Source organism: Clostridium sp. (genome assembly GCF_022482905.1).
In the GTDB taxonomy this organism is placed as follows: Bacteria; Bacillota; Clostridia; order Clostridiales; family Clostridiaceae; genus Clostridium_B.
The window spans coordinates 1686665-1700325 of record NZ_JAKVOI010000001.1 but is presented as its reverse complement, the minus strand read 5'-3'; the positions used below and the strand labels follow the sequence as shown (position 1 = coordinate 1700325).

Genomic DNA, 13661 nt, shown 5'->3' with positions numbered 1-13661 from the left:
CTATGATTAAAAATTGTGATAAAATTATAGAACAAAACATTAAAAAATCCGAAAGTATTCTAGTAAATTTTATGGATAAACTTGTTAATTTAGATAGTAAAAGTGATATTAATATAAATACTGCAGTTGTGGTAAAAAATTAATTACCGCGAAGCGTGGGGCTGAAACACATATATTATCAATGAATAGATATATACCTGTTAAAAGAGATGCCCTATTTTGCAGACGGTAAAGGATACGGAATTTCAGATGAACAATTTCAAATACCGGCCAATCACAGGATTACAAAAGGTATGACTGAAGTAATAACATATGTATCTCAACTTATGCCATTCAAAGAAGCTTCTGAAACTATAAAAAATCTTACTAACGTGTAAGTAAGTCCAGCTTAGATGCACATTGCTTCAGAAGAAATAGGACAGCAGGTATTTGAAAAAGATTTATTGGAGCCAGTAGAGATTATGACAAGCTGGAAGAGGCTGCACCTCAGAAATTACCGCTATACCGTAAGGAAGGCAGATTATATATTTTTGTTGATGGTTCTCAGGTTAATATAAGAGTCAAAGATAATAATGGCTCCAGCTGGAGAGAGAAATGAAGCTGGGACTCATTTTTAGCGATAGAAATATATTGAAAACAGGCAGGGACACTTCTATAATAACTAAAAAAGAGTACATTCCTTTATATTAGTTATATCTGTAGTTGGTACACTGGCAAACTACAATAGATGGGTTGCCATAGAAGATTTTGCAAATGACGGGAGCAGCTTTTTCAAAAAATATCCTTATTTGCCTTATGGTATACCTTCTCATAATACTATGCAGAGAGTTTTTGAATGGATTGATTCAAGGGAATTCCAGAATACTTTCATGAAATGGATAGGTGAAATATCAGCAAGTCTAAAAGGATCTATCGTAGCAATTGGACGGCAAAATAGTGTGCGGAGCACGTAATATGGATGGGGAAAAATCACCAATTCACATAGTCAATGCTTGGGCCAGCAAATACAGAATAGTCATAGGTCAAGTCAAAACTGACGAGAAAAGCAATGAGTGGTTCAAGAAAAAGAGTTAAGGTAATGACAGATGAAACTTTTCTTGAACTGGTTGTAAAAACACATTTTTAGCCTAATAAGATTGAGCTTATTTTTGATGTCACGGGATATATCCTATAATAAGGACTATCTGGCTATTTAAAAATATCTCTTTTAATTTATGTTAAAAACTGTGAAAATTTAATATACACTTCTTAGAAAATAAAATATTACTTTTCATGCGTTTGCCTTGAAGTAATTACAAAGTTATATTGACTTATAAAATGGAAAATGTTACAATTTATTTATAATTAAAAATAAAGTTAGCTTAAAATAACTTATGGAAAACCATTAGAAACAGTATGTGGAGTGAATGAAACTTGAAAAATATATCAAAAAACAACAGGATGTAATTCATTTTTCCATATTTTTAATTTTAACAATATATTTTCCATGATACATGATAATCAATACCCATGTTGGATTTATCCAAACAAATCGTATTCTTTTTATGAATATTGATGTCGTAGATCCAATTATACCAAAACAAGGGAGTATTGTTTTTGTGTCAAAGAAATCTTAAATCCTTGATAAATAGCATACTTCAATCTAAATCAAGAGTAATTAATTTTGCACTAAAAATAATAAAAGAAAGGATAACTATTATGAAGTTAAAAAAATTTCTAGGTACATCTCTATTGGTGAGTATACTCATTATTGGTACGTCTTCCATGACTTTTGCTAGTAATATCAGTACACTTCAAAATTTTGGTAAAACACAACCCATTAAAATTAGTGCTCAAACAAAGCTAACTTCATCTTTACCACAAAAATCTTTAACCTTAGGTAAATTTAATTTCCATAGTCCAAAATTATTTACAGACAAAAATAAATCAAGCACTACTCCTAAAGCGGTTGGAAACAATTCACCGGATACAGCCTGCTATGTAGATAGTTCGTTATTTGGACAAACATTAGGAGATTATATTAGTGGTGATGATGTCGAAAATTGGTATTACTTTTCAGCAAAAGATAATAGTTTAATCAATTTTATGTTAAAACAAGCATCCGATCAACAAAATATTGCAGTGTTATATCAACTTCAAAGTGATTTAAGCACGTTGGTTCCTGTTGCTTCTGACACGGATTCGGGAACACTTAATATTAATTATAGTGCTAATGGTGCTTCAGGTTATTATTTTCTTAGAATTATTCCAACTAGCCCTGCGACAGGCAGTAACTATCAATTTATCTTAAATGATGTTTCTTATGTAGTAAACTCAAGCTCTACTGTAAAAGCTTCAGGCGTTTTAAGTGCTTTAACTCCTACTATTTATAATTTCACAGCTTTATTACCTGAAAGTTATAATATTATGTTAGACTGCCCAATAGGTGAAAATATTACGGTGACCTTATTAAATTCAAATAACAATAGTATCACTGCTGTTAATTATCCAGCGGGGCAAAATTCTTATTTAACTACACAAACATTAGATCCGGGAAATTATAATGTGATATTACAATCAACTGATCAAAATGTTGTATCAGACCCATTTACATTTCAAGTATTTCCTATAAGGACAGGTAGTGAGTTTTCTGATGTAAACATTGGACTAGGTAAAGTCAATTGGAATGAGGGTTATCACTATTATATACATGATACTAACACTAATTTTAATATTTCAGGAAAACTTCTGGATTCTTCGGGTAATCCTGTATCTAACGCTAATATTGCAGTTGCAGTTTATGACCCAGCTTGGGACGGATATAACCAGGATTTAACTACAGTATCTAAGACTTCAAGTACAGATATTAATGGAAATTTCAATTTTACAGCAGCTTCACCGGTGGCTCGTGGCGTAGAAACTTCAGTAAATGGTCATATATATGATTATGCGCAGATATACTTGTTATGGTATCAGGATTCCTCTACCGGTTATGTAATTTTACCTGCAACTAACATTGGAAGTCCTGAGCCACTGTATATTTATGGATACTAATTCGTATTTAAAAATAATATGTAAAGTTTGATATAAATGATTCTGGAAGCGAGTCACGATCTCATTTCCAGAATCATTTTAATTCGTATCTGAGGGTACTCACAAAATGTAAATGGACAGATAGTAAATGCAGGTACGGGCAGGGATGTGACCATAAATGAACTTGCAGATATTATATGTCATGATAAAGTGAAAATAAATCATGTAAAACACATACATCCGCAGAGTGAAATAATGAAGTTGAAATGTGATTATTCAAAAGCTAAAAGTCTTATTGACTGGGAGCCCAAGTATACCCTTGAGCAGAGAATTGATGAGACAAGGGAATGGATTGAGGGGACTAAGCTGCTGGAATAGTGGAGGCAATGTAAAATAGATACTGTACTTAAAGAAGATCTATATAAGGAGTTGATACTATGCAGATTAAACCGTCCACAAGTATCAGGTAGAATAAGGCGATTGTCCCCGATTTCCGTCATGTCAGGGCGGGTTACTTTTTGTACCTCTTACAGTATTGTAGCTTCTTGCATAACTGTATTCATTCCTTTAATTCTGAAATATTCTCTTTACTTCTCGTATATTCCAAACAGGAAATTTTATCTTACCATTAATATAGTTAATTGGCGATATTGCCCAAACTAATGGGACTAATTTGGCTTTTATGGTATAAAATGGTAATTATAGTATAAACAAGGTTAATTTATAGTTTTATTGTTTTATTGAAGGAAAAATACAGTTGAAAGGATACAGATTTTAGGGGGACTTTAATGAAAATAAATTGTAAAGGAAGCAGGGAACTATTATGTATACTATGTTTATTTGAATCATGGATAAGCTATTATCATAAAGAAAGATACATTATGTTGTTTTAATAAACTTAATTTTTTTATTAATTTTAGATATAGTATTAACGTTACTGACTCTTATAATTTCTATGTTTTTTAATAATATTCTATTAATTTCTTCTATATGGATATTTTTATTTTATTTATTTGTTATGATTATAATAACTTTTCAAAATTTATTTGACACTAATTTTAATATAGCTTCTAAAATTAAGATTTTAATTCTTTCTGTATTTAGTGGTTTGAGTTGGGAAAAATGTATAATTAATTTTGCCTTTTATGTATTTAGTTGGATTATATTACTAATATTTTTAATCTATAATATAGACAATTATATGAAAAATTCAGGAATAAAAAATATTAATTATAATGTACTTATTAGTTTAATTATGATAATTATATTTATTATTATATTTATTATATATGTTTATGGAATAAACAATCCGTATGTAAAATGTAGGAGAAAATTATTGTTATATAGTATATCAACCATTGTTGCTTCAGTAAGTACAATAAATTCAATCGAAGGTATGTATAAAAATAATTTTAATTATGTTGATATTTTTAATTTTCAATTTATATTGTTATTATTTGCTTTAATTTTATCAGTTGATAAAGTTATGGAAAATTTTACGATTTTATTTAAAGAATACAATAATAGTGAGTTAGTGATTAGTAGTAAGATATGTGAAAATTGTATTATATTAAGTGTCACTTTTCCAGTTGTTAGAGATAAAATAAAAAGCTATGTAATTAATTTTGTGGGAGAAGTTAAAAAAACATTTACTATATATAAAGGATTTAATTTTGGAAAAAAGCTTCTGGTAATTATATGTTTTATATTTAGTATAGTATTTTTAATTTTTGTATTAAAGCTTGAATACTTATTAGAAAGTAAGTCGGGAATAATAATGTTTAAGTTTACTGATGTCATAAGAAATATGTTTTATTCATTTAATGAATTAGTTGGATATAAAATTTCAAATATACTATGGATGATCTTGGTGGTAATAGCTAAAGTATTTTTAGTTGTCTTAATAATAATAATATCAATATTTTGCTTAATATATATTGGTGATACTGGATTAAGTATAATAGGTATTTTCAAAGATAGTTTTTCTAAAAAAAGTTATCTATTGGTATATCTATTTTGGGTTTTATAATTATTATGTTATTTGCATTCCTTGACAAAAGAGAAATTATACCAAATGAAATTATTCTTCAAATAATAATTTTCATAGATTTAGCTGTAATTATATTATACATTATATGTATTATTAGTAATAAAATATATAGTATGGTACAAAAATATAAGAATAAATAATAATTGTGCGCCAAGCAAGGGGTAATTACCCCAGCAGGTGGAAATCCTGTCTGAGTAAGGCCTAGCAACCAACAGTAGCGAGTCTTGAGTTGTGATCAGTAATGATGGTAGCTAAGCGTAGACAGCGAGGAAGTAGGCTTGTAATGTTATTGAGCCTCGAAATTTTATTCATTCAGATGGTTGACGTATTAATTACTGCGGAAAGCAAAATCACATAGGTCGTGATTGTAAGAACTATGTGGAACTGCGGGGTCAAAGGGCCAATCATGCTTTGCATTGTGGTTAATTATCAACTGGGGAGAGCCCGCCGTTTCTTAGTAATAAGTATGATGAACAACAATAAAACGGAAGATGTCAAATGAACGACAGGCAGATAGTCTCATAGTACCGCTGAGATTGGCTAATGCCAATGGAAGGAAGGGACTACATAATAACAATCTTTCTGAGGACACATTATCTGTACTCAGGGACAGGAGAAATAGTGGGAACAAAATTAGAAAGAATAACAGAAATATCAGCAAATACAAGAAAGCCAGAATTTACTTCACTATATCATCATATTGATGATGAGATGCTTAAGCAGTGTCACAGAGAACTGGATGGGAATAAGGCAGTAGGCATTGATAAAGTTACAAAGGCAGAATATGAAGTGAATTTAGAAGGAAATATATCAAATTTAGTAAAAAGGATAAAGAATAAGTCATACAAACTATTACCATCATTTATTTGAATAAATTTTTGCTGTGGTGGAGATAGAAATTATAATATAATTAAATTATCAGAGAATAGTGAAGCTGTTAGTGTAAATAATAATTTGGTATGATAAAATAAAAATTAACTAAACTATGAAGACGTGAAAATTTTGTCATGGATACATGACTTTGATGCAGCATGGAAGACCATATGGAAGCTTTTGAAGCCGAGATAGTGGAACTGATTTTTCCAGAACTGTTTTGTAAAATAGAATGGGAAACTGGAACTGAGTCCCTGGACAAAGAGCTGAGTGAAATACAGAAAGAGATATTTGATAGGCAGAATAATGAGAAAATAATTTCGGATAAGATAATAAAAGTAAAACTGAAAGATAAAGGCAGCAAAATACTGTTCATACATGTGGAAGTTCAGAGCTACAGCAGTGGAAATGAAGTTTTCGGGGAGAGGATGTTCAGATACTTTTACAGGATATGGGAGAGATTCAGATACAAGTATAATGATAAATCGGAAATAGTGGCAGCAGCAATCTATACCTATAGAGGTGAAAATGGAAAACATAAAAAGTATGTATATAAATTACCTGAGCTTGCAGAAAATATAATGGAATATAATTTCAGGACACTGGATGTTGAGAAAATGGGGCTTGAAAATATAAGTGATGAAAACCCTCTGAAGCTGGTATTTAAAATGGGCAAAAGATTATTGGATACAGGTGCAGCAGATGAAGATATATACAGTGCCAAAATAGAACTTACAAAAGAACTTCAAAAATACGGTGGAGTGAAAGATAGAGAGCAGATAAAGGCACTGGTGGATTTTTTAGAGTATTTGTTTTTGATAGAAGATCCGAAACTTGAAAATAAATACGAGGAATTCAAGAAATCACAGGGAGGTGTATCTAAAATGTCTGTGGATGAAATAAGGAAAACATACTATACACAAAAAGGTAGAGAGGAAGAAAAGGAAAATGCAAGATTAAAAGATGCGGAGAGAGTTTTAAAGTTGCTTAAAAGAAAATTTAATTACTCAAATGGAGCTTTTGACGAGAAGATAAAAAAAGCGAGCAGCAGTGAGCTGAATTTAATCATTGAAAATATTTTGGATATAAAAGCATTGGAAGACTTAAATAAGTATTTAATATTAGTAATAGTAATCAGAAAATGGTTATTTTATTTTCATGAATAAATGTAGTAACAGAATACTCGATAGGTGTTATTGGAATGCGCTGGTAAATGAAGTACTAGAGCAGGGTTATTATTTAGGCGTATATGCCGGGGAAACTAAGTTTTGGAGGGGCCAGTCTCTGTTATAAAAAAGGAAAAGTTTGATAGACAGAGTGAAGAAGTTCACTCTGTTTTATGATATAATAAAATAAACAGAAGTAAGGTAGAGTGATGAAATGGGAAAAGGAAAAATAAAATGGCACCCGGCCTTTGCGGCAGCAGTACAGCTTGAACTAAAGGAATATAGAAAATATCTGGAGTTTGTAACGGAGTATCAGCTTACACAGGAGCCGCTGAGAATAGACATACTGGTAGTAAAGAAACTTAAGGACATAGAGATAGACAAATCCATAGGGAGAATATTCAGAAAATATAATATATTTGAGTATAAGTCTCCCACGGATTACATATCAATAGATGACTATTACAAGGTGAAGGCCTATGCCTACCTGTACAAGTCACTTACAGAAGGAACAAATAGAATAAATATAGATGAAATAACTATAACACTGACATCAAACAAATATCCGGAGAAGCTGATGGATTATCTGAAAGGCAGGCAGCAGGGAGTTTCAATAGAAAATCCATACAATGGAATATACTACATAAGGAATACGGACATAGAAACGCAGATTGTAATATCCAGAGAACTGGACAATAGCGAAATACGATATATTAACCTTTTGCAGGTGGAACATGATGACAAAAATTTGGTAGAAAACTGGATGAGAGAATACATAAGAAATATAAAAGACCCGCTGTATGCAGTGATAAGGAAAAGAGGAAGGTATAAGACAATTGATACTGAAGCAATATAGTAAAGGACTTTCAATTGAATATATAGCCGATATAAATGATATAGATGTTGAGTATGTAAAGAAAGTAGTGGTGAAGTCCTAAGCTGCTGACTATGGTAAGAAAAGGGAACGTGAATTATCATCATTTATAAAAGATATAAACAATATGCTTGGCTGTGGAAAAGAGAGGGGGAGTGCGGACATAAAGTTGGACTCCCTTAGAGTTCCAAAAGGAGCTTTCTATGAGGCTGTGAAAAAAATTTTGTGTATTCTCTTTCTTAAGGCTAATAATTTAAATCAAAAATTTGTAAGATAATGTCAACATAAGTCGACAAATTCTGTTGCCTTATTAATATATCATAAGTATATTATTCCCACTTTTAGTCAATAATATACCTGCCAATAGAAGATAGGACACTGCTGAGGATAAATCCCAGCACCTATTGGTGTCCTTTACGGAAATGGATGGTTTCAAGCTGTCCGTTTTTATCCGTTTCCGGGAGGACTTAAAGGGATAAAGCTCAGGGGTTTGGGGACAGAGTCCCCGGCTATGCACTTTTGTTTAAAATTTCATCGATGTAGTCATCCATGCTGCATATCTATTTCTGCTTCCAGAGCCTCCTGCAGTATATTCTTGAACATTTTACAAAGCTCTATTCAAATTACGAATTGAAGTATAATTAACTATTCATAGTGTGTCCACATTTCCACAAGATTCTAGCTTTTTAGCATCTTTTGCACTTAACATAATGACATCACCGTTTTTGCTAGTTATCTGCACTGGCTCTGAATTTATTATATTTTGATTTATTATATTATATATATATATCATTTCTTGCTGATGTAACATTATAAGTTTTCATCAGTATCACCTCTTTCTATATTATATCGTACGTTTTTACGTTTGCCTATGTAAATTATTTCATGAATTATTCGATATAATAAGGGGAGAGGAGTGTGGGATATTGTGTTGAATGTTCAGGGACTGAATATGATAAAAAATATATGTTATAAAAATAATAGATATTTATCTCAAAAGTTAAATCAACAAATTAATAGTCAAAATGTTAGAGATGAAAAGTTGGAAATTGAAGATTTAGAATCAAAAGTTAAGTTTTTTTCTCTAAAGGAAGATAAAGTTCAGCAGGGCATGTCGTTGATACAGCAAACAAGCCAAAAAATTGATAATTTGAAGAATATGGGACAACGGCTGAAGGAGTTATCAACTGAATACAATAAGGCAAACTCAGATGATGCTAAAACAGTTAAAGATGAAGCAAAAAAGATATTGTCTGATATTGACACTCTCCTAACTGACACTTTCGGGAATAATTCCTCTATACGTAATAATCAAGTATATATACCTGATGAAGAGAATGGTAAGGGAACAACTATATGTATGAAAAATTTAAATATACAATTGGAAGATGAAACTATTAATGTAAAAGCTAATAACAGCACCAGCAGTTCTAAAATTGGGAAAAAGGATACAAATAAGATAACTATAGAAGGGGATTTAAGTATAGATGATATATTGAAAGATACAGATAGAATAGAAAATAAATTAATAAGTCCAATTAATGAATATTCTAATTACTTAAGTCAACAGACAGATAATCTAACAAGTATTACTTTATTTGACAGTATAAAATCATGGATATTTTCTACTAAATTAGATATTTTAAAACAAAGTTATCAATCAGGGGCTAGATGCTTAAATTTAAATAAATTAATTAAACAGGATCCTACAAGGGCGGTAAGCGCACAATCGTTGTCAATTAATAAAAATATCGTAATGAAATTACTTTGACGGGTCTGCTTGGACTCAACAAATTATTCAATGATTAATTAAGAGTAAGTATGGATTATCATAGGACATTCTGATAAAATAAAGCTAGAAAATAGATAATCAGTAAGGAAGTGATTATTTTATTATCATTTGTAATTGCTTTATCAATTTGCCATTAAGTTATAAGTAATGAGGGTGAGTATTATAAAGGTAAATGAGAAAACTTTGATAAAAGATATTATAAGTATGGGACCTAAGGCAGTTGAGATATTAAAAAAATCTGGCCTGGAATGTATTGCATGTTCGGCATCTCAGAAAGAGAGTATAGAAGAGGCTGCAAAAATTCATAAAATCAATCTGGATGAGCTGATTGAAAGCCTGAACAAAATTCCATTAGGAGAAAAAATAAAATGGAAAATAAAAAGTAAAATTATAAATAGTATGAAGTCGAGATATTCCAAATAAAATAAACAGATTAATCGATGTAATTAGTTTTAAGACCATTTATATAGAATGGTCTTTTTTGCTGCGTGTTATTTTGCAGGAAGACTGAACCCATGGATCACAGAACAGGTATTCTTCCAAAAATTCAGGATGTGTTCCAAATAATTTAATTTGTCTGTAGTATAGAGTATAATTATAATAAATCATAATTAAAGGTATAAAACAGATAAGTGCTGGAAAAGTAAATGTTGGAGGGATAAATAATGGTAAGTGGAGAGATAAAGTCAGAAAAACCTGAATATGAAGTATTAGATGGCTAGCAGAGATTAACAACATTTTTTATTATGATGGCTGTATTTAGAGATGCAATTTGTGATCAAGATTATAAGTATACTATTCAAGAGACAATATATCAGAAAGAAAATAAACTGAAAAAGGTACCGGCGCGTATGCGTATTACATATAAAATTAGAGATAATGTTGAAACCTTTATTAAGGATGTTTTAATAACGAGTAAAGGAACAGACAATAAAGAACTACTTAATGAATATTTAAAATCCAGTAATGTTTCTTTATCAAACATGGCAAATGCTGTAATTATATTGAAATATTTAGTAGCAAATCTGCTAGATGAGAATAAACTGAAGCTTTTAGAATTTATATTTAATAGGGCAATTTTTATTTATGTATCTACTGATAATACAGAAGATGCATTTAGAATGTTTTCAATTCTAAATAACAGAGGGATCCCACTTACTACTGCTGATATTTTAAAATCGGAAAATATAGGTGAGTTGAAAACAGAGAAAGAAATAAAAAAATATGCAGAACTTTGGGAAGAAATAGAAGGAAAGCAGGGGGAACGATTTGATCGATTTTTGCAGTTTATTAGAACAATTTTGATTAAGGATAAGGCAAGAAGTAATTTATTGGATGAGTTTCATGAGAAGATTTATGGGGTTGTACCTCCAAAGTTAAAAAAGGGTGCAGATACTTTTAATTTGGTTTTATTAAGCAAAAAGAAAAATAGTGCATTAGGTAACTTGGACTTTATAGACAAGAAAGAAAAGTATTTAAATAAGAGAATTGGTGCTGCTTTGGAACAAGTATGAGAAGCATTTACAGCAGATTAACTCTGTCTATTGATTAAGTATAGATTATCAGGAAATATTTTGATAAAATAAACATAATAAATACATTTTTCAATGAATAAGAACCTATGTTCCGGCAAATACTAATAATAAAGTAAGATATTGTTAGGAGGAAGATGATATGCCGGAAGATAGAGTCCATCATGAACATGACGTAGGCTACAAGTATATATTTTCTCACAAGGAAACATTTCTGGAACTGCTGCATGGTTTTGTCAAAAAGGACTGGGTTAATTTAATAAAAAGTGAAGATTTGATGTTAATTGACAAGTCGTATATACTTGAAGATTTCAGTGAAGAGGAATCAGATATAGTGTATAGGGTAAATGTACAGGGTCAGGATGTAATATTTTATATACTGCTTGAGTTTCAGTCAACTGTGGATTATAGAATGCCAATGAGACTGCTGTTTTATATAGTGGAGATATGGAGGGAGATATTGAAAAATACTCCCAGAAATGACAGAAGAAAAAAAGACTTCAAGCTCCCTTCAATTATTCCAATGGTGCTTTATAACGGAAAGAACACATGGACTGCTTATAGAAATTTTAAAGATGTATTGAGCGGCAGCAAACTTTTTGAAGAAAATGTAGTAGATTTCAGGTATATGCTGTTTGACATTTATAGATATGATGAAAGGCATCTTGAAAATATGGCAAATATGGTGTCTACAGTATTTTTGCTTGACAAGGAAATAAGCAGGGAGGATCTTATCAGGAGACTCAGGCTGACTGCATATGTGTTGAAGAAGATAACTCCTGAGCAATTTGATATATTAAAGACATGGTTAAAAGGCATAATGAGGCCAAGATTAGACAATGAATATAAAATAAAAATAGAGGAAATATTAGAAAAATCAGGTCAGGAGGAGGCGGATTCCATGGTATCTAATCTGGGAAAAACTATAGACAATATCATAAGAGAAGGTAGAAAAGAAGGTAGAAAAGAAGGTAGAAAAGAAGGCAGGAAAGAAGGTAAATCAGAATTGATTATTAAACAATTGATAAAGAAGTTCAAAAAGCTGCCTGATGGTTATACCAGCAAAATAAGCAATTTGCCGGATGAAACTTTGGATGTTATAGCTACAGATATATTTGATATTGATAAGGTGGAAAAACTGGAGAAATATTTTTAAGAAGATGTTAGAGCATAGTGTACGCTATGCTCTTTTGCTTTCATCAAAAGTTTCAAGACTGCTTATAGCCTTATAGGCATCAGTATTTACTACACTTTCAGGATTTTTTAATAGCTTGTTTTTGGCATCCAGATCATCTTTTAACTTGTCTTTTATTTCACCGAGTTTGTCCTTGTATGAGCCCAGTATTTCAAGATACATCAGTACTATTTTCATTTTATTCTGTTTTCTGGCATCCTGCAGCTTTTTTTCGTATTTGTCGTATTGAGCTTTTAGTAATTTGTAATAGCTGTTGTCCTTATTGATTTCCGCCTGAAAGTCATCCAGCTGGAATCCAAATGCAAAGTTTCTATGATATGCACTTATATTTTTTAAAACGGTGTTGTATACAGTTTTAGCTGTATTACTGGATGTATTTCCTGATTGAAGAAAATTTTCAGCCATGGAATACTGTTTGTTTATGGCATCGGCTGCATCGGATATGGACCAGTTATTGGCAATAGGTCTGTATGTGCTATCTTCAAAGTATTCCTTTATGTGATTCTTGAATTGAGGTAGGCTTTTAAAAAAAACGGCAACTTCCTTTATATCCGTAGTTGTACCTGATTCTATGCTTGAAAGTTTATTTTCAATATTTAACTGGAGATTATCAAAATTATTGTTCTCAAAAGCCTTTTCTACTACGGACATAACCGTATCTGACATGGACAATACAGTGTTTTTGAAAATCTCCTTATCAAATGCTTTAGATTCTGAGTCGTTTTGTGGCCATTCTGTGTATGAATAGTTAAAAAAACTTTCAAAGTTATGGGACAGCTTATCTGCTGCATAATTTACGACATCATTATAGACTTTATCCAGAAGATTTATTTTTTTATCAATTTCGTTTTCAGGAGATTCATTTAAAATCCCTGATTTTATCTTTGTATATTGTAGTGCATAATTTTCAATAAATTCAGGATTATCAGGATTGGCGGAATCCTGCAGTTCTTTTATATAGATGTACTGAATATGTGCGTCATCAGATATTTCGCTTATATCCTGTGAAAAATCACTATTTGATGCAGGGGACAGATTAAAATTTAGGTATAAAGCTGGTATCCCGTTAAAGTGATAATATAAATTTGGTTTATTGTAAAGAACTCCATTATCGAATATATTAAGATTCAAGATTGCTTCATCTTCTTTCTTAGTAATTTTAGGATA

At 30.9% G+C, this 13661-nt stretch carries 14 protein-coding genes and 2 pseudogenes; 14 read left to right on the top strand and 2 right to left on the bottom strand.

Annotation, left to right across the window (positions count from 1 at the left end; all coding sequences use genetic code 11):
* The first annotated feature begins 2 nt into the window (after window positions 1–2).
* The 10 genes and pseudogenes from LKE46_RS08425 to LKE46_RS08385 all read left to right on the top strand — a co-directional run bounded on the left by LKE46_RS08425 (window position 3) and on the right by LKE46_RS08385 (window position 8252).
* On the top strand, window positions 3–143 hold the full coding sequence (locus LKE46_RS08425; protein ID WP_291720492.1) for a hypothetical protein: 141 nt from the start codon (window positions 3–5) through the stop codon (window positions 141–143).
* A 66-nt stretch (window positions 144–209) separates the two neighbouring features.
* Complete coding sequence (locus tag LKE46_RS08420; RefSeq protein ID WP_291720489.1) at window positions 210–377, top strand: hypothetical protein; 168 nt, start codon at window positions 210–212, stop codon at window positions 375–377.
* A gap of 306 nt (window positions 378–683) precedes the next feature.
* Window positions 684–953: a transposase family protein gene (locus LKE46_RS17705; protein ID WP_363316051.1), complete on the top strand. Its 270-nt coding sequence runs from the start codon at window positions 684–686 to the stop codon at window positions 951–953.
* A 745-nt stretch (window positions 954–1698) separates the two neighbouring features.
* Window positions 1699–3033: a carboxypeptidase-like regulatory domain-containing protein gene (locus tag LKE46_RS08415; RefSeq protein WP_291720486.1), complete on the top strand. Its 1335-nt coding sequence runs from the start codon at window positions 1699–1701 to the stop codon at window positions 3031–3033.
* A 93-nt stretch (window positions 3034–3126) separates the two neighbouring features.
* A pseudogene (locus LKE46_RS08410) lies at window positions 3127–3390 on the top strand (NAD-dependent dehydratase); the annotation flags it as partial.
* Window positions 3391–4348: 958 nt separating this feature from the next.
* Complete coding sequence (locus tag LKE46_RS08405; RefSeq protein ID WP_291720483.1) at window positions 4349–5041, top strand: hypothetical protein; 693 nt, start codon at window positions 4349–4351, stop codon at window positions 5039–5041.
* 564 nt (window positions 5042–5605) lie between these two features.
* On the top strand, window positions 5606–5932 hold the full coding sequence (locus LKE46_RS08400; RefSeq protein ID WP_363316046.1) for a hypothetical protein: 327 nt from the start codon (window positions 5606–5608) through the stop codon (window positions 5930–5932).
* Window positions 5933–6105: 173 nt separating this feature from the next.
* Window positions 6106–7101: an Rpn family recombination-promoting nuclease/putative transposase gene (locus tag LKE46_RS08395; protein WP_291720480.1), complete on the top strand. Its 996-nt coding sequence runs from the start codon at window positions 6106–6108 to the stop codon at window positions 7099–7101.
* 214 nt (window positions 7102–7315) lie between these two features.
* Window positions 7316–7957 carry a hypothetical protein gene (locus LKE46_RS08390; RefSeq protein ID WP_291720477.1) on the top strand — a complete coding sequence of 214 codons (642 nt, stop codon included), beginning with the start codon at window positions 7316–7318 and terminating at the stop codon, window positions 7955–7957.
* 145 nt (window positions 7958–8102) lie between these two features.
* Window positions 8103–8252 (top strand): hypothetical protein, encoded by a 150-nt coding sequence (locus tag LKE46_RS08385; protein WP_291720475.1) that lies wholly within the window; start codon window positions 8103–8105, stop codon window positions 8250–8252.
* Between the two features lie 372 nt (window positions 8253–8624).
* On the opposite strand, the gene LKE46_RS08380 is transcribed toward LKE46_RS08385, so the two are convergent.
* A complete protein-coding gene (locus LKE46_RS08380) occupies window positions 8625–8786 on the bottom strand; it encodes a hypothetical protein (RefSeq protein ID WP_291720471.1) in 162 nt (53 codons plus the stop codon).
* Between the two features lie 141 nt (window positions 8787–8927).
* Between LKE46_RS08380 and LKE46_RS08375 the strand changes: the two genes are divergently transcribed.
* The 4 genes and pseudogenes from LKE46_RS08375 to LKE46_RS08355 all read left to right on the top strand — a co-directional run bounded on the left by LKE46_RS08375 (window position 8928) and on the right by LKE46_RS08355 (window position 12455).
* Window positions 8928–9746, top strand: coding sequence for a hypothetical protein (locus LKE46_RS08375; protein ID WP_291720468.1), 819 nt, complete (start codon window positions 8928–8930; stop codon window positions 9744–9746).
* Between the two features lie 174 nt (window positions 9747–9920).
* Window positions 9921–10190, top strand: a complete 270-nt coding sequence (locus tag LKE46_RS08370; RefSeq protein WP_291720465.1) for a DUF1858 domain-containing protein — start codon at window positions 9921–9923, stop codon at window positions 10188–10190.
* 311 nt (window positions 10191–10501) lie between these two features.
* Window positions 10502–11281: pseudogene (locus LKE46_RS17700) on the top strand (DUF262 domain-containing protein); the annotation flags it as partial.
* Window positions 11282–11441: 160 nt separating this feature from the next.
* Window positions 11442–12455 carry an Rpn family recombination-promoting nuclease/putative transposase gene (locus LKE46_RS08355; RefSeq protein WP_291720462.1) on the top strand — a complete coding sequence of 338 codons (1014 nt, stop codon included), beginning with the start codon at window positions 11442–11444 and terminating at the stop codon, window positions 12453–12455.
* Between the two features lie 24 nt (window positions 12456–12479).
* Here LKE46_RS08355 and LKE46_RS08350 read toward each other — a convergent pair whose 3' ends face one another.
* On the bottom strand, window positions 12480–13625 hold the full coding sequence (locus LKE46_RS08350) for a hypothetical protein (protein WP_291720457.1): 1146 nt from the start codon (window positions 13623–13625) through the stop codon (window positions 12480–12482).
* Window positions 13626–13661: the final 36 nt, after the last annotated feature.

Excerpts from the sequence above, each read along its gene's own strand:
- LKE46_RS08425 (WP_291720492.1), top strand. The coding sequence starts at position 3 with ATGATTAAAAATTGTGATAAAATTATAGAACAAAACATTAAAAAATCC.
- LKE46_RS08420 (WP_291720489.1), top strand. The coding sequence starts at position 210 with ATGCCCTATTTTGCAGACGGTAAAGGATACGGAATTTCAGATGAACAA.
- LKE46_RS08415 (WP_291720486.1), top strand. The coding sequence starts at position 1,699 with ATGAAGTTAAAAAAATTTCTAGGTACATCTCTATTGGTGAGTATACTC.
- LKE46_RS08400 (WP_363316046.1), top strand. The coding sequence starts at position 5,606 with ATGCCAATGGAAGGAAGGGACTACATAATAACAATCTTTCTGAGGACA.
- LKE46_RS08395 (WP_291720480.1), top strand. The coding sequence starts at position 6,106 with ATGGAAGCTTTTGAAGCCGAGATAGTGGAACTGATTTTTCCAGAACTG.
- LKE46_RS08390 (WP_291720477.1), top strand. The coding sequence starts at position 7,316 with ATGGGAAAAGGAAAAATAAAATGGCACCCGGCCTTTGCGGCAGCAGTA.
- LKE46_RS08385 (WP_291720475.1), top strand. The coding sequence starts at position 8,103 with ATGCTTGGCTGTGGAAAAGAGAGGGGGAGTGCGGACATAAAGTTGGAC.
- LKE46_RS08380 (WP_291720471.1), bottom strand. The coding sequence starts at position 8,786 with ATGTTACATCAGCAAGAAATGATATATATATATAATATAATAAATCAA.
- LKE46_RS08375 (WP_291720468.1), top strand. The coding sequence starts at position 8,928 with ATGATAAAAAATATATGTTATAAAAATAATAGATATTTATCTCAAAAG.
- LKE46_RS08355 (WP_291720462.1), top strand. The coding sequence starts at position 11,442 with ATGCCGGAAGATAGAGTCCATCATGAACATGACGTAGGCTACAAGTAT.